The 25,565-nt window shown below is 71.8% G+C and carries 29 protein-coding genes; 23 read left to right on the top strand and 6 right to left on the bottom strand.

Going from position 1 to position 25,565, the window contains the following annotated elements:
* Positions 1-54: 54 nt before the first annotated feature.
* Genes QWI33_RS29175 through QWI33_RS29165 form a run of 3 tightly spaced genes read right to left on the bottom strand, consistent with a single transcriptional unit; the run spans position 55 to position 2,266 of the window.
* Positions 55-294, bottom strand: a complete 240-nt coding sequence (locus QWI33_RS29175) for a MoaD/ThiS family protein (RefSeq protein WP_435367612.1) — start codon at positions 292-294, stop codon at positions 55-57.
* A 2-nt stretch (positions 295-296) separates the two neighbouring features.
* Positions 297-1,337, bottom strand: coding sequence for a GTP 3',8-cyclase MoaA (gene moaA, locus QWI33_RS29170; RefSeq protein WP_289960127.1), 1,041 nt, complete (start codon positions 1,335-1,337; stop codon positions 297-299).
* A gap of 17 nt (positions 1,338-1,354) precedes the next feature.
* Positions 1,355-2,266 carry a fructosamine kinase family protein gene (locus QWI33_RS29165; protein ID WP_289960126.1) on the bottom strand — a complete coding sequence of 304 codons (912 nt, stop codon included), beginning with the start codon at positions 2,264-2,266 and terminating at the stop codon, positions 1,355-1,357.
* Between the two features lie 81 nt (positions 2,267-2,347).
* On the opposite strand from QWI33_RS29165, the gene QWI33_RS29160 reads away from it, so the two are divergent.
* Complete coding sequence (locus QWI33_RS29160; RefSeq protein ID WP_289960125.1) at positions 2,348-3,541, top strand: sulfotransferase family protein; 1,194 nt, start codon at positions 2,348-2,350, stop codon at positions 3,539-3,541.
* 274 nt (positions 3,542-3,815) lie between these two features.
* Here QWI33_RS29160 and serC read toward each other — a convergent pair whose 3' ends face one another.
* Positions 3,816-4,931 carry a phosphoserine transaminase gene (gene serC / locus QWI33_RS29155; protein WP_289960124.1) on the bottom strand — a complete coding sequence of 372 codons (1,116 nt, stop codon included), beginning with the start codon at positions 4,929-4,931 and terminating at the stop codon, positions 3,816-3,818.
* A 745-nt stretch (positions 4,932-5,676) separates the two neighbouring features.
* Between serC and QWI33_RS29150 the strand changes: the two genes are divergently transcribed.
* The 21 genes from QWI33_RS29150 (at position 5,677) to QWI33_RS29050 (ending at position 20,772) form a co-directional block, all read left to right on the top strand.
* The gene (locus tag QWI33_RS29150; RefSeq protein ID WP_289960123.1) at positions 5,677-6,411 is read left to right on the top strand and encodes a helix-turn-helix transcriptional regulator; all 735 of its coding nucleotides are present in this window, start codon (positions 5,677-5,679) and stop codon (positions 6,409-6,411) included.
* 151 nt (positions 6,412-6,562) lie between these two features.
* Complete coding sequence (locus tag QWI33_RS29145; RefSeq protein WP_289960122.1) at positions 6,563-6,817, top strand: acyl carrier protein; 255 nt, start codon at positions 6,563-6,565, stop codon at positions 6,815-6,817.
* Between the two features lie 13 nt (positions 6,818-6,830).
* Complete coding sequence (locus QWI33_RS29140) at positions 6,831-8,087, top strand: beta-ketoacyl-[acyl-carrier-protein] synthase family protein (protein ID WP_289960121.1); 1,257 nt, start codon at positions 6,831-6,833, stop codon at positions 8,085-8,087.
* Complete coding sequence (locus QWI33_RS29135; protein ID WP_289960120.1) at positions 8,084-9,211, top strand: beta-ketoacyl synthase N-terminal-like domain-containing protein; 1,128 nt, start codon at positions 8,084-8,086, stop codon at positions 9,209-9,211. Before QWI33_RS29140 ends, QWI33_RS29135 begins: the two co-directional genes overlap by 4 nt.
* Positions 9,198-10,004, top strand: a complete 807-nt coding sequence (locus tag QWI33_RS29130; RefSeq protein WP_289960119.1) for a beta-ketoacyl synthase N-terminal-like domain-containing protein — start codon at positions 9,198-9,200, stop codon at positions 10,002-10,004. The genes QWI33_RS29135 and QWI33_RS29130 overlap by 14 nt, the downstream gene beginning before the upstream one ends.
* Positions 10,001-10,753, top strand: coding sequence for an alpha/beta fold hydrolase (locus QWI33_RS29125; protein WP_289960118.1), 753 nt, complete (start codon positions 10,001-10,003; stop codon positions 10,751-10,753). Before QWI33_RS29130 ends, QWI33_RS29125 begins: the two co-directional genes overlap by 4 nt.
* Positions 10,750-11,700 carry a thioesterase family protein gene (locus tag QWI33_RS29120; RefSeq protein ID WP_289960117.1) on the top strand — a complete coding sequence of 317 codons (951 nt, stop codon included), beginning with the start codon at positions 10,750-10,752 and terminating at the stop codon, positions 11,698-11,700. The genes QWI33_RS29125 and QWI33_RS29120 overlap by 4 nt, the downstream gene beginning before the upstream one ends.
* The gene (locus QWI33_RS29115) at positions 11,697-12,839 is read left to right on the top strand and encodes a beta-ketoacyl-[acyl-carrier-protein] synthase family protein (RefSeq protein WP_289960116.1); all 1,143 of its coding nucleotides are present in this window, start codon (positions 11,697-11,699) and stop codon (positions 12,837-12,839) included. The genes QWI33_RS29120 and QWI33_RS29115 overlap by 4 nt, the downstream gene beginning before the upstream one ends.
* Complete coding sequence (locus tag QWI33_RS29110; protein ID WP_289960115.1) at positions 12,836-13,750, top strand: beta-ketoacyl synthase N-terminal-like domain-containing protein; 915 nt, start codon at positions 12,836-12,838, stop codon at positions 13,748-13,750. Before QWI33_RS29115 ends, QWI33_RS29110 begins: the two co-directional genes overlap by 4 nt.
* Positions 13,734-14,531: an SDR family oxidoreductase gene (locus QWI33_RS29105; protein WP_289960114.1), complete on the top strand. Its 798-nt coding sequence runs from the start codon at positions 13,734-13,736 to the stop codon at positions 14,529-14,531. The genes QWI33_RS29110 and QWI33_RS29105 overlap by 17 nt, the downstream gene beginning before the upstream one ends.
* A complete protein-coding gene (locus QWI33_RS29100) occupies positions 14,528-14,851 on the top strand; it encodes a hypothetical protein (protein WP_289960113.1) in 324 nt (107 codons plus the stop codon). The genes QWI33_RS29105 and QWI33_RS29100 overlap by 4 nt, the downstream gene beginning before the upstream one ends.
* Positions 14,851-15,252 carry a DsrE family protein gene (locus tag QWI33_RS29095; protein ID WP_289960112.1) on the top strand — a complete coding sequence of 134 codons (402 nt, stop codon included), beginning with the start codon at positions 14,851-14,853 and terminating at the stop codon, positions 15,250-15,252. The genes QWI33_RS29100 and QWI33_RS29095 overlap by 1 nt, the downstream gene beginning before the upstream one ends.
* The gene (locus tag QWI33_RS29090; RefSeq protein WP_289960111.1) at positions 15,253-15,660 is read left to right on the top strand and encodes a hypothetical protein; all 408 of its coding nucleotides are present in this window, start codon (positions 15,253-15,255) and stop codon (positions 15,658-15,660) included.
* A gap of 27 nt (positions 15,661-15,687) precedes the next feature.
* Positions 15,688-16,785, top strand: a complete 1,098-nt coding sequence (locus QWI33_RS29085) for a beta-ketoacyl synthase N-terminal-like domain-containing protein (RefSeq protein ID WP_289960110.1) — start codon at positions 15,688-15,690, stop codon at positions 16,783-16,785.
* 23 nt (positions 16,786-16,808) lie between these two features.
* On the top strand, positions 16,809-17,060 hold the full coding sequence (locus tag QWI33_RS29080) for an acyl carrier protein (protein ID WP_289960109.1): 252 nt from the start codon (positions 16,809-16,811) through the stop codon (positions 17,058-17,060).
* Positions 17,057-17,419, top strand: a complete 363-nt coding sequence (locus QWI33_RS29075) for a 3-hydroxyacyl-ACP dehydratase FabZ family protein (protein ID WP_289960108.1) — start codon at positions 17,057-17,059, stop codon at positions 17,417-17,419. Before QWI33_RS29080 ends, QWI33_RS29075 begins: the two co-directional genes overlap by 4 nt.
* Entirely contained in the window at positions 17,420-17,890 is a 471-nt protein-coding gene (locus tag QWI33_RS29070) for a 3-hydroxyacyl-ACP dehydratase FabZ family protein (RefSeq protein WP_289960107.1), read from the top strand. It abuts the gene before it with no gap.
* The gene (gene fabG, locus QWI33_RS29065; RefSeq protein WP_289960106.1) at positions 17,887-18,597 is read left to right on the top strand and encodes a 3-oxoacyl-ACP reductase FabG; all 711 of its coding nucleotides are present in this window, start codon (positions 17,887-17,889) and stop codon (positions 18,595-18,597) included. Before QWI33_RS29070 ends, fabG begins: the two co-directional genes overlap by 4 nt.
* A gap of 11 nt (positions 18,598-18,608) precedes the next feature.
* Positions 18,609-19,298: a 2-hydroxychromene-2-carboxylate isomerase gene (locus QWI33_RS29060; protein ID WP_289960104.1), complete on the top strand. Its 690-nt coding sequence runs from the start codon at positions 18,609-18,611 to the stop codon at positions 19,296-19,298.
* 29 nt (positions 19,299-19,327) lie between these two features.
* Positions 19,328-20,239, top strand: a complete 912-nt coding sequence (locus QWI33_RS29055) for an alpha/beta hydrolase (RefSeq protein WP_289960103.1) — start codon at positions 19,328-19,330, stop codon at positions 20,237-20,239.
* On the top strand, positions 20,236-20,772 hold the full coding sequence (locus QWI33_RS29050) for a hypothetical protein (RefSeq protein WP_289960102.1): 537 nt from the start codon (positions 20,236-20,238) through the stop codon (positions 20,770-20,772). Before QWI33_RS29055 ends, QWI33_RS29050 begins: the two co-directional genes overlap by 4 nt.
* 84 nt (positions 20,773-20,856) lie before the next feature.
* On the opposite strand, the gene QWI33_RS29045 is transcribed toward QWI33_RS29050, so the two are convergent.
* Entirely contained in the window at positions 20,857-22,884 is a 2,028-nt protein-coding gene (locus QWI33_RS29045) for a PIG-L family deacetylase (RefSeq protein WP_289960101.1), read from the bottom strand.
* Positions 22,885-23,060: 176 nt separating this feature from the next.
* The gene (locus QWI33_RS29040) at positions 23,061-24,149 is read right to left on the bottom strand and encodes a citrate synthase 2 (protein ID WP_289960100.1); all 1,089 of its coding nucleotides are present in this window, start codon (positions 24,147-24,149) and stop codon (positions 23,061-23,063) included.
* Between the two features lie 356 nt (positions 24,150-24,505).
* Here QWI33_RS29040 and QWI33_RS29035 point away from each other — a divergent pair, with 356 nt between their 5' ends.
* Positions 24,506-25,402: an aldose 1-epimerase family protein gene (locus QWI33_RS29035; protein WP_289960099.1), complete on the top strand. Its 897-nt coding sequence runs from the start codon at positions 24,506-24,508 to the stop codon at positions 25,400-25,402.
* The last annotated feature ends 163 nt before the right edge of the window (positions 25,403-25,565 follow it).

Raw genomic sequence — 25,565 nt, 5'->3', positions numbered from 1 at the left:
ATCCCGCGGGATCGCGCACCACGCGCTGCCGAGACCGGTCCATGCGCCTGGGCCTCATCCGCCCGCGAACGGCGGCAGCACCTCCACCGTCACCCCCGCCGGGAGCACGGTCGCGGGGTCCTTCGCGGCCAGGCCGTCCACCAGCAGGGTCGAGGCGGCGAGCACCTTGTCGAGCACCGGGCCGTGCCGCTTCGCGAGCACGGTCTTCAATTCCGCGACATCGGCGGCGGCGACCTGCTCCTCGCCGATCCCCGCAGCCGCCTTCGCGCCCGCGAAGTACCGCACCGTCACCACGCTCACCCTCCGATCGCCGACATCGGGCGGGCCGGCTGCAGGAACGACGGGTCGTCGATCCCGTGCCCGGGAAGCTTGCCCCACATGGCCTCGCGCCAGCGGGCGCCGATCTCGGCGTCGGACGCGCCCTCGCGCATGAGGCCGCGCAGGTCGGTCTCGCCGCGCGCGAACAGGCAGTTGCGCACCTGGCCGTCGGCGGTGAGGCGGGTGCGGTCGCAGTCGCCGCAGAACGGGCGGGTGACCGAGCCGATGACGCCCACTTTCGCGGGGCCGCCGTCGACCAGCCAGGTCTCGGCCGGGGCCGAGCCGCGGTGGGCCGGGTCGGGGACCAGGTCGAACTCGGCTTTGAGGGCTTCGAGGATCTCGGCGGCGGTGACCATCTCGTCGCGGCGCCACACGCCTGCGGCGTCGAGCGGCATCTGCTCGATGAACCGCAGCTGGTAGCCGTGGGCGATGGCGAACCGCAGGAGGGCGGGGGCCTCGGCGTCGTTGACGCCGCGCATGAGCACGGTGTTGAGCTTGACCGGGGCGAGCCCGGAGGCGGCGGCGCCCTCGATGCCGCGGAGGGTGGCTTCGAGGCGGTCGCGCTTGGCGAGTTCTTTGAACGTGCCGGGGTTCAGGGTGTCGAGCGAGACGTTGACGCGGTCGAGCCCGGCCGCGACGAGCGGGGCGGCGAGGCGTTCGAGGCCGATCGCGTTGGTGGTCAGGGAGATCTCGGGGCGCGGTTCGAGCGCCGCGGCGGCGGTGACGATGTCGACGAGGCCGGGACGCAGGAGGGGTTCGCCGCCGGTGAACCGCACCTCGTTGACGCCGAGGTCGCGGACGGCGATGCCGACGAGGCGCGAGACCTCGGCGTCGGTGAGCAGCTCGGGTTTGGGCAGCCAGGGGAGCCCGGCCTCGGGCATGCAGTACGTGCAGCGCAGGTTGCACCGGTCGGTGAGGGAGACGCGCAGGTCGGTGGCGGTGCGGCCGTGCCGGTCGCGCAGGCCGAGAGCCGGGGACGGCGTGTTCGCGGTCCCCTGGGTCGGAGTCGGTGCTGCCATGCGTCGAGCCTAGTTCGTCAATATGACAGTTTCGTAAAGTGAGACACGTTTCCCAGCAATTGGTCGCGGTACATGCGCCCGAAGAGGGTCGTGTGGACCAGCAGCGGGAACAGGTGGTGGAGCGGGGTCCGCTCCTCCCACTCGGCTTCAAGCGCGTGGACCTCGGTGTACCCGGCGATGACGGCCTCGAACATCGGCAGGCCGCCCCACAGCCGCAGGTTCGCCAGGTCGGTCTCGCGGTGGCCGCCGTGCGCGGCCGGGTCGATGAGCCAGGCCTGGTCGGCGCCCCAGTGCACGTTGCCCCACCACAGGTCGCCGTGGGTGCGGGCGGGCGGCTCCTCGGGTCCGGCGAGCGCGGGGAGCTTCGCGGCCAGGGCCTCGATGGCGGTGACGTCGGCGGCGTCGAGCGCGCCGTTGTCCCGGGAGGGCTTGAGGTACGGCTCGATGCGCTTGGCGGCGTACCACTCGGCCCAGGTGCTTCCGGCCGCGCCGTTGTCCATGAAGGTCTCGCCGATGTAGCCGGTCCAGGGGGCGCCGAAGCGGTCGGCGCCCGCGTCGTGCATGGCCGCGAGGCGGCGGCCCAGCTCCTCGGCGTGCGCGCGGGTCGGCGCGGCCGGCTCGATCCACGGCTCGACGAGCAGCCGGTCGTCGGCGTACAGCAGTTCGACCGCGGCGGGCGTGGCCTCGCGCAGCCACCGCAGCCCGTTGGCCTCGGCCGCGAGGTAGTCGGCGGGGGCGTGCTCGGTGAGCTTGGCGAACAGGTGGGAGCCGTCGTCGAACGTGAGGCGCTGCGCGCTCGCCCGGAACGGGCTCGGCTCGGCCAGGGGCTCGGCGAAGTCGTTCGCCCGCACCGGGGTGGTGCGCACCCGCTGGTGCTCGATGAGCTCGGGCAGCAGGCGGAGGCGTTCGAGGTCGGGAGCTGGTTCCACAGAGCCAATGTAGCTGAAGGCGATCGGCCGGCCGGGCATGAAAAACTCTTCGTGTTGGAACCCCTTTGCTCTGGAGGCACCATGCGCCGCACTGCCCGCTGGCTCACCGCCGTCAACACCATCAGCGCTCCACGCGTCTCGTCCCAGCGGTCCCGGGTGGACCACGTGTTCGACCGGATGGTCCACCGCGCGGAGCACCAGGCCGAGGCCGACGCCGGCGTGGCCCGCGAGTTCGTCGACTCCTACCGCTTCCTCATGCGCGAGATCGCCAAGCTGGACTCGCTCTCCATGATCGGCTGGCAGGGCTTCATCGACGACCTGACCCGCCGCATGACCAACCACCTGCGGGTGGAGCGGCTCATCACGGAGTTCCCCGAGATCGCCCGCGAGCCGATCGAGCGCCCCATCGTGGTCGTCGGCCTCCCGCGCACCGCCACCACGGTCACCCACAAGATCCTCATCCAGCCCGAGGGCAACCGGGCCCCGCTCATGTGGGAGCTCATGAACACCCACCGCGGCGACATCGACCCGAAGCTGCGCGACAAGCTCATCAAGGACGCCCAGACGATGGCCTCGCTCGCGAGCAAGGCCTCACCGGTGTGGGACCTCATCCACCCGATGAACGCGCTGCAGCCCGAGGAGTGCGTGTTCGCGCTGCCCCACGGGTACCAGTTCCTCACCCGCGCGACGATGCCCGCCTACCGCCGCTGGGTCGACGAGCGCGACTACACGGGGGACTACGAGCACCTCAAGCGCGTGCTCCAGGTGCTGCAGTGGCACCAGCCGCGCCGGCGCTGGGTCCTCAAGTCGCCCTTCCACCTGTTCAACCTCGACGTGCTCCTCAAGGTCTTCGGCGACGCCCAGATCGTGTGGATGCACCGCGACCCCTCCACCGTCATGGGCTCCTGGTGCTCCCTTGTGGAGACCGGGCGGGCGCTGCACCACCGCTCGTACGACCCCTCGAAGATCGGCCCGGAGTGGCTCGACATCTTCGGCAAGGGCGTGTCCAAGGCGCGCGGAGTGCGCTCCGCGGCCTCGCGCGAGCGCTTCGTCGACGTGCCGTACCACACCTTCACGGCCGACCCGCACGCGCTGATGCCGAAGCTGTTCGCGCAGCTCGGCATGGAGTGGACCGCCGCGGAGGAGGCCAACCTCGAGCAGGTCCTGGCCCGCCCGGGGATGCGCCGCAGCCACGAGTACCACCTCTCGCGCTACGGCATCGAGCTCGACGACGTCGAGGAGGCCTTCGGCGACTACGGCCGCCTCGGCTTCTAGCGCCCGAGGAAGACGACGCGAGGCCGGTCCGCATTGGACCGGCCTCGCTTTCGCTTGTCGCGCCTGCTCAGCGGCGCGCGCCCGGGAAATGTCGTACCCGGACGCTACTTTGGAACCGGTCGGGCGGAGCGCCATGCGGGTGGTGCTCCACCCGACCGGCCGAAAGCCTTGCAGCCGAACCGCATGCGAAGGTGGTGCTCCACCCGGCTTCAGCCGAGCTTCTCGCCGGACTCTTTCAGCCGAGTTCTCTAACCGAGCTTCTCAGCCGAGCTTCTCAACCGAGCTTCTCAACCACGAAGTCGATCGCCTCGGTCAGCTTGGCCGCGTCCGAGGGGTCAACGGCCGGGTAGGTCGCGATGCGCAGCTGGTTGCGGCCCAGCTTCCGGTACGGCTCGGTGTCCACGATCCCGTTGGCGCGCAGCACCTTCGCGATCTCGGCCGCGTCCACGCCCTCGAAGTCGATCGTGGCGACCACGTTCGAGCGCAGGGCGGGGTCGGTCACGAACGGGTCCGCGAACGAGCGGGCGTCGGCCCACGAGTACACGGCCCCGGCCGACTCGGCGCAGCGCTTCGCGGCGGCGTCAAGGCCGCCCGCGGCGTTGAGCGCGTCGACCTGCTCGGCCGCGAGCACCACGGTGGCGACCGCGGGGGTGTTGTACGTCTGGTCCTTGCGCGAATTGTCGATCGCGGTCTTCAGGTCCAGGAACGCCGGGATGTAGCGGCCGGAGGCGGCGATGCGCTCAGCGCGCTCGATCGCGGCCGGGCTCAGGATCGCGATCCACAGGCCGCCGTCGGAGGCCAGGCCCTTCTGCGGCGCGAAGTAGTAGCAGTCGGTCTCGGTGAGGTCCACCGGGAGGCCCGCCGCCGCCGAGGTCGCGTCGTGGAGCATGAGCGCGCCCTCATGGGCGACGCGCTTGACGTCCACGGCCACACCCGTGGAGGTCTCGTTGTGCGGGGTCGCGTAGGCGTCGACGCCGTCCTCGAAGGAGAGGTACGCGGCCGTGCCCGGGTCGGCGGTGACGATCGTGGGCTCGCCCAGGTGCGGGGCGATCTTGATGGCCTTGGCGAACTTCGAGCCGAACTCGCCGAAGCTGGCGGCCTGCGCGCGGTCCTCGACGAGGCCGAACACGGCGACCTCCCAGAACGCGGTCGCGCCGCCCACGCCCAGGACGACCTCGTAGCCGTCCGGCAGCGAGAAGAACTCGCCCAGGCCGGCGCGCAGGCGCCCGACCTCGGACTTGACCGCCTTCTGGCGGTGGGAGGTGCCCATGACGGACCTGCCCAGACCGGACAGCGCGCTCATCGCGTCGGCCGGCACCTTGGAAGGGCCGGAGCCGAAGCGCCCGTCGGCGGGCAGCAGCTCTGCGGGGATGGTGATCGGGTCGGTCACTGTCGGCTCCGTTCTGGTCGGTCCTCACCGAACTCTGGCATCCCGGCCCGCCCGTGGAAAGGGCGTTCCCGGCTGCTGGACTGATCGGCGTGGCAGTCGCGGTCATGCTACGCGCCGCGAGCGCCTCGCCGAGCGCTGCCCCGAGCCTTGTAGCGGACGTCCCGGGCCGGACTCCCAGTGCCCCTGCCACTGAATGCGAACGCAATTTCTACCGATGCGTTCGCAAATGTCGGAAGTCGGGACGCAATGCTCCGAAAAGGCCTGCGGCGCCGACAATTCGGCGAGTGTTCTGCGTTACGCGACAGCAGTCCGGAATCGGCCCCCGGCGCAATTGGAATGAGCATTAACCATTTAAATGGGCCGATACATTCCCGTCTATTTCACCATTGTTCGATGACACGGCACCACTGGTCGCAACCACCCGGTCGGTCGCATGCGAACCAAGCGGCCAACCTCGCACCACTGGTCGTCCCAGGGGGCCGCCTTGACGGCGCCGCAACCGCGTCGACGGCACGATGGAGGTCGCGGCCGCCGAGCCGCGACTGGAAATAGGAGTATTCGAGCGCTCACGCACCGGCAGTAGTCGGGCATAATCGAATGCAGCACGCCACTCTGCGACGCCCTCCGCACGGGGCGTGCCGGTCACGACTTCAGCGTCGAAGTCGCCGAGTCACCTCCATTCTTGCCCATGGATCGATCTCTGCCCGGAAACGGGCGCAATCCCTCGATCGGGAAGGTGCAGTGAATGAGCGATCACGCCGGCACGGAAATGCCGCTGCAGCAAGTGATCACCCTGATAGACCGGATCGTCGGCAGCGAGATGGTCGTCGAGACCGCCGAGAAGGTCCCGGTCAAGGCCGAGGAGTCGATACTGCCGCAACTCATCTCGTACATGGACAGACACGGCGTGCCCCAGCAGGTCGACATGACCTACACGGTGCGGCCCGAATGGCGCGACGACCTCCCCCGGTACGAGCACGTGCGCCGCCGGCTCACCCCCCGCACCAGGTTCCGCGCCCTCTGCCGCCCGGACGACTCCCCGCGCGGCGCCGAGGACCAGATCCCGCTGGGCCTGCGGCCCGAACTCGTCGACGTCAGGACCGCCTGGAAGCCCATCCCCGAGTTCGCCATCATCGACAAGGAGACGGCGCTCGTCAAGACCCGCGTCACCACCGCCTACGCACTCGTCATCCGCCTCGCCGTCCCCGAACTCGTGCGCTCCCTCTCCGACGAGTTCGAGCAGAACTGGTGCCTCTCCCTCACGCCCGAGCGGTACCGGCGGCTGCGCAAGCTCCTCGACTGCCCCGTCAACAAGCAGCTCCTCCAGCACCTGCGCGACGGCTGCATCGACGAGGTCGCCGCCAAGCGCATGAAGGTCTCGGTGCGCACCTACCGGCGCTACCTCTCGCTCCTCATGGAGGCGTTCGGCGTGGAGACGCGGTTCCAGCTCGCCTGGCGCCTCTCGCAGCTCGAACCCTGAGCGCCCCGGCGCGCTGGCAGGAAACTGCCAGCCGCCGGCCCGCGAAGCCCCTCCCGCGAGGACCTGATGGCACCAAGTGGACATTCCCTTGGAGCCGGCCCTGACCGCCCATACCTTGGCTCGTGTCGAACCCACGAGCAAGGGAGCAGCCATGCCGCACTTGGATGACACCGTCAAGGAGAAGATCAAGGTCCTCATCTGCGACATCCTCGAACTGGACGCGGACGAGGTCACCGAGACCAGCCTCTTCAAGGACGACCACGACGCCGACTCGCTGCTGGCCATCGAGATCGTCGCCTCCCTCGAGAAGACCTTCGACATCACCATCGAGCAGTCGCAGATGGCCGAGATGGTCAACCTCGCCGGGATCTACAAGGTCGTCGCCGCGGCCTCCGGCAACGAGTGAGAGCGGCGATCGCATGAACCGCATCCCCGAAGCCCGGACGGAGGCCGCGCGCCGCGTGGTCGTCACCGGTCTCGGCCCGGTCTCCAGCATCGGCGTCGGCGCCGACGCCTTCCTCGGCGGACTCAGGGAAGGCCGCGACGGCTCCCGGCCGGTCACCTCCTTCGACACGACCGGGTACGAGTACTCGTACGCGTGCGAGATCGTCGACTTCGAGCCCCGCGACTGGATCGAGCACCTCGACCCCGACGCGCTCGGCCGCGCCACCCAGTTCGCCATCGCCGCCGCGCACCTCGCGCTCCGCGACGCCGCTCTGGACCTGGAGGTCCTGCGCGAGCACCGGGCCCTCATCTCCATCGGCACCACCGACGGCGAATCGCGCGACCTCGACGCCCTCGCGCAGGTCGACGTCGAGCAGGGGCCGCAGTACATGACCCCGCAGGCGGTCTCGCGCATCCCCGCCGGCCGCCTCTCCTCCATGATCGCCCGCGAGATGGGCCTCACGGACGTCGAGGCCATCACCCTCCCCACCGCGTGCGCGGCCGGCAACTACGCCATCGGGTACGGCTACGACGTCGTCCGCGCCGGCGAAGCCGACTTCGCGATCTGCGGCGGGGCGGACGCCTTGTGCCGCAAGACCTTCACCGGTTTCTACCGGCTCGGCACCATCGCGCCGCGCTACTGCAGCCCGTTCGACGCCGACCGCCAGGGCATCCTCACCGGCGAAGGCGCCGGCGTCCTGGTCATGGAGAGCCTCGAGTCCGCCCTGCGGCGCGGGGCCCGCATCTACGGCGAGGTGCGCGGCTACGGCCTCAACTGCGACGCCCACCATCCCGTGGCCCCCAACGAGGACCGCATCGCCGAATGCATCGACCTGGCGCTCAAGGACGCCGGCGTCACCACCGACGAGGTCGACTTCATCTCCGCGCACGGCACCGGCACCAAGGCCAACGACGTGACGGAGGCCAGGGCCATCCGCCAGGTCTACGGCGACCGGATGCCCCGCACCATCTCCATGAAGTCCATGATCGGCCACACCATGGGGGCGGCCAGCGCGCTGTCCGCGATCGGCTGCGCGCTCGCGATCTCGGAGGGGTTCATCCCGCCGACGATCAACCACCGCACCACCGACCCCGAATGCGGCCTCGACTGCGTTCCCAACCACGCCATCGAGACCGAGGTGTCCGTGGTCCAGAACAACGGACTCGCGTTCGGCGGCAACAACGCCGTGGTCGTGTTCAGCAGGTGCGAGCCTGTGGGAGCGTTGGCATGACGTGGGCGGTCGCGGGCGTCGGCGCGCGGTGCAGCGTCGGCTCAGGGGTGGACGAGATCGCGGCGGCGCTGTGCGAAGGTCGGTCCGGGTGGGCGCCGCTGCGCGGCTTCGACCCGGCCAAGTACTCGATGCCCGGCGCGTACGAGATCGACGACCGGCCCGGCGGCGAGGACCGCCCGGGCCGGGCGACCGGCTGGCTCCTGGAGGCGATCGCCCAGGCGTGTAAGGACGCCGGGCTGGGTGACCTGAACGGTGTGCCCGTGGTGATCGGGACGGGCCTGCGCGAGCTGCGCACCGCCGAGCTCGCGTGGCTCGACGGGTCCTCTGTGGAGGAGTCGGCGCTGGACTTCGGCGAAGCCGTGCGCGAGCGCTTCGGCGCCGGTGAGGTCCACACCGTGACCAACGCGTGCTCGGCCTCGCTGTACGCCCTCGCCCTCGGCACCGACCTGTTGGCGCTCGGCGAGGCCGACACCGTGGTCGTCGCGGGCGTCGACACGATCACCGAGAGCATGTTCGGCCTGCTCGACCGGGTGCAGCCGGATCCGCCGGGCGCCGTGCGGCCCTTCGACGAGGACCGGCGCGGCGTCGTCATGGGCGACGGCGCGGTCGCCGTGGTCCTGGAACGGGGCACGGGCGCCTGGGGGACGGTGCGCTCGGTGAGCGTCAACTGCGACGCCGCGCATGTCACCGCACCCGACGAGGCCGGGATCGCCGCGGCGATCCGCGCGGCCCACGCCAGTGCGGGCGTCACTCCCGGCGACATCGACCTGGTGCTGGCGCACGGCACCGGCACGGTCCTGAACGACCGGACGGAGGCGCTCGCGATGCGCGGCGTGTTCGGTCCGAGTCCTGCCGCGCCGATGACGGCGATCAAGTCGATGACCGGCCACACGTCCGGCGGTTCCGGGCTGCTGAGCCTGGTCGTGGCCTTGTGGTGCCTTCGTGAGGGGCGCGTCCCGCCCGTCGTGGGCCTGGAGCACCCGATCGAGGAGGCCGCCGGTTTCGCCTGGGCCACTGCGGCGACCGCATTGGAGCGGGCGCGACTGGCGCAGGTCAACGCGTTCGGGTTCGGCGGCGTCAACGCCGTCGCCGTCGTCGAAGGAGGCGCCCGTGTGGTGGCGTGACATCGTGGTCACCGGCGTCGGCGTGACACTGGCCGACGCTTCCGGTGCGCGGTTCGAACCGAAGAGCGTGCTGGGCCCCAAGGGGTTGCGGTACAAGGACCGGGCGAGCCAGCTCGGCATGAGCGCCGCGCTGCTGGCCCTGGAGAGCGCGGGCCAGGAGATCGTGCGCGCCGCGGACGGGACCGTGCGCAACGGTCCACTGTCGCCGGACACGGGCGTGGTGGTCAGCTCCAACCGCGGCAACCTCGACACGGTGTGCCGTGCCGCCGAGGTCATTCGCGACCAGAGCGCCGCCGGCACGGCTCCGATGGACCTGCCGAACGCCTCGCCGAACGTCGTCGCCTCCTCCATCGCGATCCGCTTCGGCCTTCAGGGGCCGAACGTGATGCTCTGCAGCGGTGAGGGCTCGGGGCTCGAAGCGGTCCGGATGGGCGCGGTGCTCATCGGCTCCGGGCGGGCCGCCCGCGTCGTGGTCGTGGGCGTGGAGCCCGCGAACGCCGCCGTGGCCGCCCTGCTGTCCATTGAGGACGCAGATTGCTTCGACGGGGCCGCAGCCCTGGTGCTGGAGCACCGCTCCAGCGCCCGGCGGCCACTCGCCGGGATCACCGGATGGCAGCGTGCGGGCGGGCCCGCGGCATCGGAGGGGCACGAGCACGCCTCGGGCGCCCGCGGCGTGCTGCTCACGGTCGATGCGGTGCAGGCGATCGCGAACGGGTCCGCGTCGGCGGACGTGGCCGACGCCGGCCGCGACGGGCTGCGCCTCGCCCTCCACCGCGAAGGGAGTGCGGTGTGAACGGTCCGCACAACGCGCTGCTCCTGCACGGCCTCGCCTCGGACGCCGCGATCTGGGCGTCCGTGCGCGGCGAGCTCACCGGCTGCAAGGTGTGGGCGGCCGACCTGCCCTGGCGCGGCGAAGGCGTCGCCGACTGGCAGTTCGAGCCCGACCCCGTCGTCTGGCTCGACCGCACCGCTGACTCCATGGGCGAGCCGATCCACGTGCTCGTCGCCCATTCGTTCGCCTCGGCGCTGGCGCTGCACTGGATCGCCAGGCGCACGCCGCAGACGGCGTCCGTGCGCGCCCTGGTGCTCGTCTCGCCGTTCTACCGGCGGAAGACCGAGGACTTCCCGTGGGACGCCATGGCGTACTACGTGGAGAACTTCCACCAGATCCTCGCCGAGGGCATCCAGAGCCGGGCCCGCCGGCCGGTCGACCCCGAGATCGCCCTCGGCATGGCCGCCCACGTGCGCGACCGCATCGGCCCCTACGCGTGGATGCGGTTCTTCAGCGCCTACATGGACACGCCGTTCCTGCCGCTCGCCGACCTGGACCTGCCGTGCCTGGTCGTCACCGGGCGGCGCGACCGGGCCGCGTTCCCCTCCGACGCCGAAGCGCTCGCCGCCGCGCTCCCCCGGGCCGACCTGCGGGTCCTCGACGACTGCGCGCACTTCCCGATGCAGGAGAACCCCGACCGGTTCGCCAAGGCCCTCAACGACTTCATCGCCCGCACCGCCACCACCGCCGAACGAGGAGACATCCGATGAGCCTGAAGAAGAGCCTGGACCGACTGCTCCACGAGACCACCGAGACCGAGATCGCCGTCCGCTACGAGGGCTCCAACATCTGCACGTGGATCGGGTTCAAGCACGTCAACTACGTGGTCGAGGAAGCGGTCCTGCGCCACTTCCGCCGCAGCGGCCTGGCCGCCCGCGAGCTGTACGAGCGCCACGCCCTCGGCGTGGAGCTGGTGGACCTGGACACCCGGATCTTCACCGCGCTCCACATGGACGACGAGGCGCACGCGACCGTGACCGCGGAGGGCGACGCCGAGGGCCTGCGCTTCACCGTGAGGCTCGCCGTGGACCGCGACGGCAAGCGCACCAGGGCCGTGACCGCCAAGGTCAAGGTCCTGCTGCGCCGGGACGACGACGCCGGGGACGCCGAGCCCGCCGAGGCCCTCGAGCAGTGGACCGTGGACGCGCTGCACGCAGGCCACGTGCTCGACCTGCCCGAGATCGACCCCGCGGGCGACGTCCTCGCGCAGGTCGTCGAGGGCCGCAACGCCTTCGCCTGGAAATGGCGCATCCCGTACATGTACTGCCACTTCACCGAGCGCGTCCAGATGTCGGGCTACCTGCGGCAGATGGAGGAGGTCGTGGACCTCTTCCTGGCCGACCGCGGCATCTCCATCAAGACCCTCCTCGACGACCGGTCCTGGATCCCGGTCGTGCCGCACTCGCGGGTCCGGCTCCTCGAAGAGGCCCTCATGGAGGAGGAGCTGTACACGGTCTACACGGTGGAGAACGTCTTCAAGACCGCCACGTACACCTCCCGCATGGACTGCTTCGTGATCCGCGACGGCGCGGTCGTGCCGGTCGCCACGGGCACGATCATCCACGGGTACGCGACCATCGACAGCCGCCGCGACTGGAGCCTCGTCGACTTCGACGACCGGGTCCTGCAGGCGCTCAACGGCACGGCGCGGCGATGACCTCGGTCGTCATCACCGGCGCCGGCGCCGCCTCCTGCCTGGGGGCCGGGATCGACGCCATGTGGAACGGCATGGTCGCGGGGCTCAGCGCCCCGCGGCCGGTGCCGGACGCGGACGCGCGCTTCGCGCACCCCGGCATGTACCTCGTCCCCGACGAGGCCGCCGGGGCCACCGCGCCCTCGGCCGCGCGACTGGGCCTGACGGCCGCGGTCGAAGCGCTCGCCAACGCGGGCCTCGCGCTGGAGCCGGACGCGCCAGCCGCCGTCGTCCTCGGCACCGGCATGGGGGAGTCCGCCGCGATGGAGCGCCGCCGCGCCCTCGGGAGCGTGCCGTCCGACGACGACCCGCTGTTCGCCTCTGCCGCCCTCATGGCCGCCGAACTCGCCGTGAGCGGACCGAACCTGACCATCAGCAACGCGTGCGCCGCAGGGAGCTTCGCGATCGCCGCCGCCGCGGACCTGATCCGCTCCGGCCAGGCCGACGTGGCGATCGCGGGCGGCACGGAGGCCTATTCGCGGGTCGCGCTCGGCTGCTTCAACCGCCTCGGCGCGGTGGACCCGCTGCGGTGCCGCCCCTTCAGCGCCGACCGGGCCGGCACCGTCTTCGGCGAGGGCGCCGCCGTCCTCGTCCTCGAATCCGCCGAGCACGCCCGCCGCCGCGGCGCCACACCGTGGGCGAGCGTCGACGGCATCGGCTGGAGCTGCGACGCCCACCACGCCACCGCGCCCGAACCCGAAGGGGCGCAGATCCGCCGCGCGGTGGACGACGCGCTCGCGCACGCCGGGATCGACGCCGACCGCATCGCCGCCGTCATCCCGCACGGCACCGGCACCGAACTCAACGACGAGGTGGAGAGCCGCGTCATCGGCGGCCTCCTCGCCGAGCGCCCTCCCGCCTACAGCCTCAAGGCGCTCCTCGGGCACACCGGGGGCGCGGCCGGGGCGCTGGCCGCGGCCGCCGCGGTGCTCATGCTCCGGCACGGCCAGGTTCCGGCCAATGTGGATGTAGGGCCGCTCGAAGCGGGCCTGGGCATCCGCCTCTCCGGCGAACCCGTCCCGCTCGGAGACGGCCCGGTCCTGGTGAACGCCTACGCCTTCGGCGGCAACAACTGCTCCCTGCTCATCGGGAGGGCCTCGTGAACGCCCCGTACCGGCTCGCGGTCACCGGCATCGGCCGCGCCCTGCCCGCCCCCGGCGAAAGCGCCGAAGGGTGGTTCGACCACCGCACCCGGCTGGGCCGGCGCGGCTACAAGTACCTGCCGCGCGCCTCCCAGTACCTGCTCGCCGCGGGCCGCGACGCCCTGGCCGACGCGGGGATCGAGCCCTCCGGGCCGGTCGAGGACATCGGGGCCGTGATCGGCACCAGCCACGGCGTCACCGCGCTCCACACGCAGATGGACGCCGTCATCCGCACCGAAGGCGCGGTCGCGCTCAGCCCCGCCACGGCCGCGTACTTCTCGGTGAACCTCATCCCCTCCCGGCTCGCCGCCGAGCACGGGCTGCGGGCCTTCAACGTCCCGGTCACCAGCGCCGGCACCGCCGGGCTCGAATCGCTCCTGGTGGGCGCCAACGCGATCCGCTACGGCCGCGCGAAGCACCTGCTGGCCGGGGCCACCGAGCACCCCGCCTCCGGGAGCCCCAAGCGGCGCGGCGACGACGGCGCGGTCGTCCTCGTCTCCGGCGCGGACGACGGCTCTGATTGCCACGGCACCGTCGCCGTCGAGGCCGGGTTCCTCTCCCCGCTCGCCGCGGGCGACCCGGTCGAGCGCGCCCGCGCGTGGTTCGACCGCGCTGCCGCGCGGCTCCAGATGGACGAGGGCACGCCGCTGACCTTCATCGCCGACGACTCGGCGGTGGCGGCGGCGTTCGGCAAGGCCGTCGACGCCCGCACCGTGGAGTCCGTCCCCGGCAGCCTCCAGGCAACCATGGCGATCGCCGACGCCCTCCAGGACGGGCCGCCCTCCAGCGCCGTGCTCGTCGCCTGCGCCGGAGGCAACACCGCACTGGCCCGCATCGAACGAAAGGGGAACCGGCATGCCGGAACCGACTGAGCTCAAAGGACAGTGGGCTCTCATCCTGGGGGCCTCCAGCGGCATGGGCGCGGCCTGCGCCCGCGTCCTCGCCGCACAGGGCGCCAACATCATCGGCGTCCACTTCGACACCGCCGCCGCCCAGCCCGGCATCGACGCGCTCGTCGCCGAACTCCAAGGGCACGGCGTCACCGCCGAGTACTGCAACATCAACGCCGCCAACGCCAAAGCCCGAGCCGAGACCGTCGCGCGCATCGAGGGCCTCGCCGCCGGCACGGGCGTGCGCATCCTCCTGCACTCCCTCGCGTTCGGCACCCTCCTGCCGTACATCGCGCCCGAAGGCGAGGCCATCACCGCCCGCCAGATCGCCATGACCCTCGACGTGATGGCCAACAGCCTCGTCTACTGGACCCAGGACCTCCACGCCGCGGGCCTGCTCCGCGACGGCGCGAAGGTCTACGCCATGACCAGCGCCGGGGACCTGCGCGTGACCTCCTCCTACGGGGCCGTCTCCGCCGCGAAGTGCGCGCTCGCCGCCCACGCCCGGCAGCTCGCGGTCGAGCTCGCGCCGCACGGCGTCGCCGTCAACCTGCTGCGCGCCGGCGTCACCGTGACCCCCTCGCTCGAGCGCATCCCCGAGCACCGCGAACTCATCGACAAGGCCCGCAGCGGGAACCCGCACGGGCGGCTCACCACCCCCGAGGACGTCGCCGAGTTCGTCGCGCTCCTCTCGCGCACCGACTCGGCCTGGATGACCGGCAACGTCATCGGCATCGACGGCGGAGAGGCCCTCACGACATGACCGAGGCGCGCCACCACCTCCTCGTCGAGACCCACCACACCCCCGACCGGCTCCCCGCCTGCTTCGGGCAGGCGCGGCTCCTGCGCGACGCGGGCGTCGAGTCCACCGTGCTCCTCGTCGAGAACGGCGTCACCGCCGCCGGGCCGTCGCCGGAGCTGCGCGCCTGCCTCGACAGCGGCGCGGGCGTGCTCGTGGACGACTACTCGCTGCGCCAGCGCGGCCTCGGCCCTGACGACCTCGGCGACGGCGTCGTGGTCACCGACATGGACTGGCTCGCCGGGTTCCTGCTCGACGGCGACGTCGCGGTGGTGTGGCACTGATGGCGCTCGCGCGATCGGACCTGCTCCTGGCGCTCATGGGCGCGCCGCACGACAGCGACATGGCGACCACGGCGCTGCGCCTGGCCGAGGCCGGGCTCCGGCGCGGGGCCAAAGTCGACATATGGACGTGCGGGTACGCCACCATGCTCACCCAGAAGAGCCTCGGCGAGGCCAAACCGCGGAACTTCCTCGCGCTGGGCACCGAGTACCCGAGCACCGCGCACCTGGCGCGGCGGATGCTCGCGGCCCACACCGGCCGGCTCACCTGGCACTCGTGCCGCTTCTGCAGCGAGGAGCGCGGCGCGGTCGACCACATCGAGGGCGTGCGGATGCGCCCGCCGTTCAAGTTCACCGAGCACGTGGACGCCGCCGCCGCCGCGGTCGTCATGGGGGTGGTCTGAGTGGACGGACGCGTGCTCGTGATCCTCGACAAGGCCTACCGGGGCGGGGTGGAGACCCAGTTCGTGGACGTCCTGTACTTCGTGCGCGAGCTCAACCGGCAGCTGGGCGACCTCTCCCGGCCCGACCCGCGCGGCGGCCTCGACCTCTACCTCGCCGGCCTGGCCGTCACCTACGCCTTCGACGTCCCGCCGCCGGCGCCGATCCACCTCGCCGACCTCGAGGTCGACACCATGCCCGACCCGCGCGCGACGGTGCGCGCCCTCGTCGGCGAGGACGTCGGCGTGTGGACCGACGCCGAGGCGCACGAGCGGTTCGCGAAGAAGGACCTCATCCCCGGCGTGCGCACCACGCCGCCCGCCGAGATGGTCCTGCGCTGGCCCCTCTACCGACACGTCTGGTTCCTGTAGCGGCTCCACTGAAGAAGGAAGACGCCAATGACACCCACCGACTCCCGCGCGGTCATCACCGCCTGGGCCACCGCCTCGCCGTTCGGGCTGGGCAACGAGGCCTTCCGCCAGGGCATGGCCGCCGAAGCGGTGGCCGTCGGCCCGGCCGAGGGCGACGGCTACCCGGCCCTCCAGGTCGCCGAGGTCCCCGACTTCGACGCCCGGGAAGTGCTGGGCCGCAAAGGCACCCGCTCCATGGACCGGGTCACCGCGCTCACGGTGGCCACCGTGGGGCGCCTCCTCTCGGACGAGTCCGGCGAGCGGATCGCGGGCCTGTCCGAGCACACCGCGCTCGTCCTCGGCACGACCACCGGCAGCGCCCACAGCATGCTCGACTTCACCCGCGAGTCCCTGATCCAGAAGCGGCCCTACTTCGTCGACCCCACGAAGTTCCCCAACACCGTGATGAACTGCGCCGCGGGGCAGAGCGCCATCTGGCACCGGCTCCGGGGCCCGAACACCACCATCGCCTCGGGCCGCACCTCCGCACTGTCCACACTCGCCTACGCGGCGCGCCTCCAGCGCTCCGGCCGCGTCGGCCAGGTCATCTGCGGCGCCGCCGAAGAGCTCTCGCCCACCCGGGCCTGGCTGACCTGGCACCAGAACCGCACCCTCGACACCGCCCCCGTCGGCGAAGGCTGCGGCCTGTTCCTCCTCGAACCCGAGACCACCGCCATCGAGGCCGGCCGCACCGCGCTCGCGGACGTGCTCGCCATCGGCACCGCCGTCTCGCACGACGCCCGCGACGCCTCCCGCGCCCTCAAGCGCTGCATCGAGCAGGTCGTCCCCGAGGCCGTGCGCGAGGACCTGTGGCTGATCGCCTGGTCCGAAGCGCCCGGCGAGTACGCGGCCGCCGAAGAGGAAGCACTCGCGTCCCTCTTCGCGCACACCAAAGCCGCGCACCTGTACGTGGGCGACCACATCGGCGACACCGGGGCCGCCTCGGCCGCGTTCCAGATCGCCGCCGTGCTCGCCCGCGCCGCCGACGAACCCTCCGACGAGCCGCGCCTCGCGCTCGTCAGCGCCGTGGACCGCGACGGCACCATCGCCGCGGCCCTCCTGCGCCTGCGCCCCCGAACCCGATGACACCGCAACGACTGGAGACAGCCATGGAAACCATCATCGACCGCGAAGAGCTCCGCACGATCGTCGCCGACGTCCTCGACGTCGAGGTCGAAGAGCTCACCGACCACGCCCACTTCGTGGACGACCTCGAAGTGGACTCGCTCATGGCCCTGGAGGTCATGGTCGTCCTCGAGCGCCGGTACTCGGTCAAGCTCGGCGAGAGCGAGCTCAAGGAGGTCACCAGCCTCGACAAGGCCCACACGCTCCTGCTCGGCAAGGTCGGGGCGGCCCAGTGACCGCCCCGCACGCCTCGCCGCTGCTGCAGCGGCCCCGCATCACCGCCGCCGAGGGCGGCCGGGTGCGGGCCGAGTACACCGTGGACGCCTCAGAGCCCCTGCTCGCCGGGCACTACCCGGGGTTCCCGATCTTCCCCGGCGTCTGCCTGGTCGACCTCGTGCTGCAGACCGCGCTGGCACACGACGCCTCACTGCGGCTGCGCTCGATCGAGTCCACCCGGTTCAAGGCCCCCGTGTTCCCCGGCGAGAAGCTCACCGTGGAACTCGACCTCACCGCCGGCGGGTCCTGCCGGGCCACGGTCGCCGGCGAGCGCGGCGTCGCCGTGCAGGCCCGCCTCACGTTCGCCGCGGAGGCCTGAATGGACTTCGAGGCGATCCGCGCCGTGCTCCCGCACCGGTTTCCGATGCTCCTGGTGGACCAGGTCGCCGAACTCGAACCGGGGCGCTCCCTCACTGCGCTCAAGGCCCTCAGCGGCAACGAGCCGTGGTACCGGGACGGGGGCGGGGCCTACCCCACGGTGCTCCTCATCGAGTCCTGGTGCCAGGCGGCCGGGGTGCTCGTGGCGAGCGAGAAGCCCAACCCCTCCGTCCTGGAGGGCGAGGTGATGCTCTTCGGCGGCATGAGCGGCGTCGAGATCCACGGCGACGCCGGTCCCGGCGACGTACTGGTGCACCGGGTCGAGATCCTGCGCGACCTCGGCGACACCGTCCTCTGCAACGGCACCACCACAGTAGACGGACGAGCGGTCCTCACCGTCGACCGCATCATCATGGCCATGCGGCCGGCGGCGGAACTCGCCCCCGCCGAAGACGAAGGAGCACTCCGATGAACGAGCGACCGGTCGCCCTGGTCACCGGCGGCACCCGCGGCATCGGCCTCGCCGCCGCCAAAGCCCTCCTCGCGGACGGGTACGAGGTCGCGGTCTGCTCCCGCGGCAAGGCCGACGAACCCGAACCCGGCATGCGCCACTACACCGCGGACGTCGCCGACCTCGCCGCCTGCCGCGAACTGGTCGCCGCCGTGGAAGAGGAACTGGGCACAGTGGACGTCCTCGTCAACTCGGCGGGCATCGTCCGCGACGCGCCCCTGATCACCATGAGCGACAGCGACTGGAACGACGTGCTGCGCACCAACCTCGACGGCACCTACCACATGTGCCGCGCCGTCGCCTTCTCCATGATGAAGCGCCGCAGCGGCGCGATCGTCAACCTCTCCTCCGTCGCCGGCATCTACGGCAACGCCACGCAGGCCAACTACGCCGCCTCCAAAGCCGGGATCATCGGCCTGAGCAAGGCCATGTCGAAAGAACTGGGCCGCTTCGGCATCCGCGTCAACGTCGTCGCTCCCGGCTTCATCGCCACCGACATGACCGAAGGGCTCGCCGACGCCGTCAAACGCAAAGCCGTCGAGCACATCCCGCTGGGGCGCATGGGCACCGCCGAAGAGGTCGCGCACCTCGTCGCGTTCCTCGCCTCGGACCGCGCCGCCTACATGACCGGCAGCGTCGTCTCCGTCGACGGCGGCATCATCCTCTGAACGGAGACACCATGGCCCCGCGCTCCAAGACGCCGACGTTCTACTTCTCCCTGCGCAGCCCCTACTCTTGGCTCGCGCACCACGACCTCGTCACCGGCCACCCCGACCTGGCCGACCGGCTCGCCTGGGTGCCGTTCTGGGAGCCCGACGAGCACACCGAGAAGGCCCTCGCCGACTCCGGCTCCGGCTTCCTCTACACGCCGATGTCCAAGGAGAAGCACCACTACATCCTGCGCGACGCCCGCCGCCTCGCACTCGAACGCGGCCTCGAGATCGCCTGGCCCGTCGACCGCGAACCGCGCTGGGAGGTCCCGCACCTCGCCTACTTCGTCGCCCGCGACGCCGGACGCGGCCGCGCGTTCGTCGCGGCCGCGTACCGGGCCCGCTGGGAGCAGGGGCGCGACATCTGCGACCGCGACACGATCGCCGACCTCGCCGCAGCCGTCGGCGTCGACCCCGCACGCAGCGCGGCAGCGGCCGACGACCCGGCCCTGCGCGAACGCGGCGCCGAAGCGCTCGCGAGGGCCCAGGCCGACGCGGTGTTCGGCGTACCCTTCTTCGTGAGGGGTTTCGACCGATACTGGGGCGTCGACCGACTCGACGCCTTCGCCCGGTCCCTGCCGGTTCCCGACCTCCCGTCCGGTGCCGCAACCCCCGCTAAGGCCACAGTGGACGACGGTCATGCGGGCGGCTGCGGCTGACGCGAACAGCCGAAACGAAGGAGCACCCATTGGCAGCATCACCGAAACGCCCCGGCCCGCTCAGCGGCGCCCTCTCGACCCTCGCCTACCCCACCGCCGCCGTGCTCGGCTCCATGATGGCCAAGCGCGTGTTCCGGCCCCCGCGCCGCCGCCACCACAAGTCGCCCGCCGACTTCGGGCTGACCGCCGAGACCGGTGAAGTGCCCTTCAACGGCGGCACCCTGCACACATGGCTCATCGCGGGCGACCCCGACCGCGTCGTCATCGTCGGCCACGGCATCGGCCTCAGCAAGTCGGCCTCGCTCGCCCACGCCAAGTTCCTCCACGACGCGGGCTGCACCGTCCTCCTCTTCGACCACCGCAACCACGGCCTCAGCAGTGCCGACCCCAGCGGCAGCGACCTCGCCGACCGGTTCACCGAGGACCTCGTGACCCTCGTCGAGCACGTCAGGTCCCAGGACCGGCACCGCGACGCGAAGATCGCCGTCTACGGCTTCTCGTTCTCCTGCTACCCGGTCACGTACATGCTGCGGCAGTGCGATGTGGACGCCGTCGTCTGCGACAGCGGCCCCGTGGCCGACCTCGCGGACGCCTTCGAGCGCTTCATGGACTCCCGCGCCATGCCGCTCCCGGACTGCTACCGGGTGCCGCCCTCGCGAAAGCCCACAGTGGACGCGTTCGTGCGCACGGCGATCCAGGCGCTGAACGCCGAATGGCCCCCGAAGGCCGAGGGCCGCTACCTCTCCACGCCGATGCTGCTCCTCGCGGGCGAGACCGACCCGATCATCCGGCCCGAAGGCGTTGCGGCGCTTGCCGAGTCGCTGCCCGCGGCCGAGATGCACACCCTGCCCGGCGCCGGGCACCTGCAAGGCGTGAAGAAGGACCCGCAGGGGTACGCGGACCTGGTCCTGGACTTCCTCGAACGGGCCTGGAAGCCGTGAACCCGCGGCACTGGGGGACCGGGCGCGCCGACGAGCAGTGGGCGTGCCCGGGGTCGCGGTTCGCGCCCGACCCGGCCGAGCGGTGGCTGCGCGCGATCGAGGTGGACGCCCCGGCCGGGGCGGTCTTCCGCTGGCTGTGCCAGATGCGCGTCGCCCCCTACAGCTACGACCTGCTCGACAACCGGGGCCGGCGCAGCCCGCGCCGGCTCACCCCGGGGGTCGATGAGCTGGAGGTCGGGCAGGAGTTCATGACGATCTTCACGCTCGCCGACTTCAGGCGGGACTCGTACCTGACGCTGCGGATGACCTCCGCTCGCGGCCTGCGCCTGTTCGGCCCCTTCGTCGTCGTCTACGACGTCGAGCCCCTGGCCGAGCGGCGGACCCGCCTCCGGGCGACGCTCCTGGTGGGCGAGAAGGCGAATGACAGCGCGATGGAGGCGGCCCGCCGCCGCGTCCTCGCCTGGGGCGACCTGGCCATGATGCGGCGGCAGCTGCGCACGTTCAAAGCGCTCGCCGAAGGCCGCCTGCGCTAGCGATTGCACGCCGCCCGCCCTGGTCAGGACCGACGAGCGCGTTCGATTTCGTGCGTGAAACTCGCGCCCCCGCCGTGGGAACCCTTAAGCCTGGGTCCAGCCCACGGGCGGCTCGCCGCCCGGCTCGGCCCCGGCCGTCCACAGTTCACCGTCGGAGGCGACGGCCCACAGCCGCAGCGCCCCATCGGAACCGAACGCGGCCGCCGGGCGCTTCACGACGGTGATGTCGCCGCGCGTCCACGGCCGCGAGAGCAGTCCGAACCGCCCCGCACCGGCTTCCAGATCGGGCAGCTCGAGCATGAGCACCGCCGGGGCCCCGGTCCCGTCGTCGCAGGCCACCGCGAGCGCGCCTTCGGGCCCGATCGCGAGCGATGGGGGGAGCACGCCGCCTTCGAGCGGCACGCGCACGCCCGTCCACGCCTCACCGCGTCCGCAGTGGAGTGCGACGTCGCTGCACCCGCCGACGCGCGAGGCGAGCACGATCCGCCCGTCCGGCGCCTGCGCGGCGGTGACGGCGGTGGCGGGCAGGAACGGCAGGTCGTTCGGGCCGGGCAGGTCGAGCATGCGGGTCGCCCAGGCGTCCCCGTCGCCTTCCCAGACGGCCACGTTGTCGGGGGTGGCCGCGATGATCGTGAAGGCGCCGTCGGCGGCGAGGGCGGCGGGGGCGTCGTGCACAGTGGGCCCGTCGAGCCGGGTCCAGGCGGCCCATTCGCCGCCTTCGCGGCGCACCCGCACCGAGACGCCGCCGGCCGGGTCGCGGACGCAGGCGAGCGCGGTGCGCCCGTCGTCGGCGGCGGCGACCTGGCCCACGATGCGGGCGTCAGGTCCGGTCCCGGCCGGGTTCCCGAGGAGCTGCCACTGGCCGGAGACCAGGTCGTAGCAGTGCACGTCGCGCACGTGGGTGGCCGGGTCGTGGGTGTGCTCGGCGCTGATCGCGTAGAGCTTCGTGCCGGCCCGGTCGAGCGAGGGGAGCATGGCGTCGGGTCCGCCGAGGTCCTCCCAGCCGTCGTCGCCGAGGACCTGGAGCGTGTGGTCCCGCACGGCGAACGGGCGGATGCCGTCGTCGGTCTCGGCGGCGGCCACGGCCGCCGTGTAGCGCGGGTGGGTGGCGTACCCGTAGCCGAGACCCGCGCCGGGCCCGATGATGAGGCGGTCGCCGCAGCCGCTGGGCGCACCGCAGTCGGCGCCGCCGTTCCAGGAGTAGACGTCGAGCGCCCGGCCCTTGGGCTCGAGGTCGGCCGGGCCGAGGTTGCCGGGCCAGCGGCGGTTGTAGTAGCCGCGCCAGGCCTCGGTGCTGCGGGCGCCGCCCCACTCGCGCACGGCGCCCCAGGCGAAGAGCGCGGCGGCGGTGTGGTCGATGTGGTCGGAGTAGCCGACCTGCTCGGCGCCGAGCCGCTCCCCGGCGACCGGGTCCGGGTCGGGGTCGAGGGTGTTGACCACCGCCGGGCGGTACCGCTCGAGCAGTTCCAGGAGGGTGGCCTGCACCGTGGCGCGGTCCACGGTGGACCCGGCGGAGAGCGGCGAGTCGGTCGGAGGCAGGACCAGGGAGTCGTCGAGGCGTCCCTCCCACAGGGCCAGGAGCCGCGTGAACTCCCCGGTGATACGCCCGAGGTTCGTCCACAGTGAGCAGAAGATGAGGTGCACCTGGGGCTTGTCGCGCAGGACGCAGAGTTCGACGTCCTGGCCTGAGTCGAGCTGGGCCAGGTAGTGGTCCCAAGGCGCGTCGGCGTCGCCGAGGGCGAGGAAGGCGTAGGCGCGGCGCAGGCCGTTGTCGCGGGCGGCGGCGTACCCGGCGAAGTCGGGGGGCGCGTCGGCCACCCAGGAGTTCCGCCCGTTCGCCTCGCCGGCGGTGAGGATGACGGTGCAGAGTTCGGCCCCGTCGTCGAGGACGCGGGCGAGGCGCGGGTTGATGAAGTACAGGCAGTCGTCGGGGTGGGCCACGATCTGCATGTGGATCGGGCCGCTGCGCACCGGCTCGGGGAACGCGTCGGCGGTCGCGGCCTCGCACAGCGACCAGGCGCTCTCGGCGACGGCGGCGGCCACGGCCAGCCCGGCGACGCCGCCGACCAGGAGGTCGCGGCGGCGCAGCGGCGAGGGCCGGGGGGAGGGCATGGGGCGTCCCGTTCGGATGATGCGGTGTTCGATCGGTCGGGCGGCGGAGGAGCCTCGCCGCGACCGATCGATCGTAACCCGAACGCGCCCATATGAGACGAGCGCACACGCCCCCGCACTAAAAAGCGCCCCGCGCCCCCTCTGGCGTGGTGACGCGGGCCGCTTGCGAGCTTCGGCTACTGCCAGCCATCGACCTCTTCGGGCTTGCGGGGGCCGGGGCCGACGTAGGTCGCGGACGGGCGCACGATCCGGCCGAGCTTCTTCTGCTCGAGGATGTGGGCGCTCCAGCCGGCCACGCGGGCGCAGGTGAAGATCGGCGTGAACAGCTCGGCGGGGACCTCGGCGAAGTCGAGGAGCACCGCCGACCAGAACTCGACGTTGGTGGCGAGCACGCGGTCGGGCTTGCGGGCTCGCAGCTCGGCCAGCGCGGCCGACTCGAGCGCCTCGGCGACCTCGTAGCGCGGGGCGCCGAGTTCCTTGGCGGCGGCGCGCAGCACGCGCGAGCGGGGGTCCTCGGCGCGGTAGACGCGGTGGCCGAAGCCCATGAGGCGCTCACCGGAGTCGAGGAGGTTCTTGACGTAGCCCTCCGCGTCGCCGGACTTCTCGACGCCCTCGATCATGTGGAGGACGCGCGAGGGGGCGCCGCCGTGGAGCGGGCCGGAGAGGGCGCCGATGCCGGAGGAGATGGCGGCGGCGGCGTCGGCGCCGGTGGAGGCGACGACGCGGGAGGTGAAGGTGGAGGCGTTCATGCCGTGCTCGGCGGCGGACATCAGGTAGGTGTCGACGGCCTTGACGTGGGCGGGGTCGGGCTCGCCGCGCCAGCGGCGCATGAAGCGCTCGGTGATGGTGCCGGCCTTGTCGATCTCCGACTGGGGCACGGCGGGGCGGCCGGAGCCGCGGGCCGACTGGGCGATGAACGACAGCGTCGTGACCGACACGCGGGCGAGATCGTCCCGGGCGGTCTCGTCGTCGATGTCGAGCAGCGGCTGGAGGCCCCAGTAGGGGGCGAGCATGGCGACCGCGGCCTGGGCGTCGACGCGGGTGTCGCCGGAGGAGACGGGCACGGGCACGGGCTCGGCGGCCGGCAGGCCGTTGCCGAACTTGCCGTCGACGAGGAGGCCCCATACGTCGCCGTAGGTGCTCTGGCCGACCAGGTCCTGGATATCGACACCGCGGTAGCGGAGCGATCCACCCTCTTTGTCAGGCTCGGCGATCTCGGTTTCGAAGGCGATGACGCCCTCGAGGCCGGGCTTGAACTCAGACATCGTTGTACTCCTGAGTGTGTTGTCCCTGTGGTTGCCGACCGGGGGCTTCCGGGAGGCGACGGTTCGTAGTTATCTGGAAATGGTGCCTCAATGCGGGGGCCGACGGAAGTGGCCACGGGCCGGGGGTGATCCTCATCGGCGGTGCAGAAGGTGCGCAAAATATGAGACAACCATCGTGAGGGTAGTGGTTTGTCCAGTTATGACGGTTTCTTTCGGAGGGTTCCGCTAATGTGTCTTGTTGGTTTCAACGGTTCCCTGCGATCTCGCCCACATCGATACGCGTGCCGCAGGTCATTGGACATGAGCTAACGTCAAAGCACATCCCGCCCACCGATAACGACACGGAGGTACCCCCTATGGCGCTGTCCGGCGAGCAATGGGTGATCGCCTACAACGACCACGAGGCCACCATCGTCGCTGTCGGCGGTGGAGTGCGCTCGTACTCCTACCGCGGCCGACCGATCGTGATGTCCTACGGGGATGAGGAGCTCGCGCCCGGCTGGTCCGGCCACATGCTGGCCCCCTGGCCCAACCGGGTGCGCGACGGCAAGTACCGCTACGACGGCACCGACTACCAGCTCCCGGTCAACGAGATCGAGACGAACACCTCGCTCCACGGCTTCGTCGCCTGGGCCGAGTGGAACGCCGTCGACGTCACCGAGACCTCGGTCACCCTCGAATGCCGCCTGCCCGCACGCCTGGGCTACCCCTGGACCCTGCACCTTCGCACCCGCTGGTCGATCGGGCCCGGCGGCCTCCGTGCCGCGCACACCGTCTCCAACCCCGGACACAAGACCGCGCCGTTCGGCTTCGGCACCCACTCCTACCTCATCCCCGGCTCGCTCGAGCGGATCGACGAGGCGACCCTGCACGTCCCGGCCGCCAAGAAGCTCAAGCTCGACAAGCAGAGCATCCCGGTCGGCTCCGGCGAAGCGGACTTCGGCGACCCGACGGTCCTCAAGGACCTGGTGATCGACGACTGCTACGGCGAGCTCAAGCGCGGCTCCGACGGGAAGGCCGAAGTGCGGCTGGCCGACCCCGTCTCGGGCCAGGCGGTCACGGTGTGGATGGACGAGTCCTTCCCGTGGGTCCACATCTACACGGCGGACGGCCTCGACGGGGACCGCAAGCGCGGCTCCGTCGCGATCGAGCCGACCACCTGCCCGCCGAACGCCCTCGCCACCGGCGAGGACCTGGTCGAGCTCTCCCCGAGCGAGGCCTGGTTCGGCGTCTGGGGCATCCGCCCCGAATAGGCGACGCGACGCGACACGAGGGACCGTCCCGGTGGGGACGGTCCCTCGTCGCATGTGAGCGGCCCTCGCGGACGACACGCCGCGTTATCCACAGGCGACACGCGAGCCCTGATCGCATTGCGCCCCACGGAAGACCGAAATATCCGATAAGCCGGAAGTTATC

The sequence above is a fragment of the Glycomyces tritici genome, from assembly GCF_030403505.1.
This window is presented reverse-complemented; position numbering and strand designations above follow the sequence as displayed.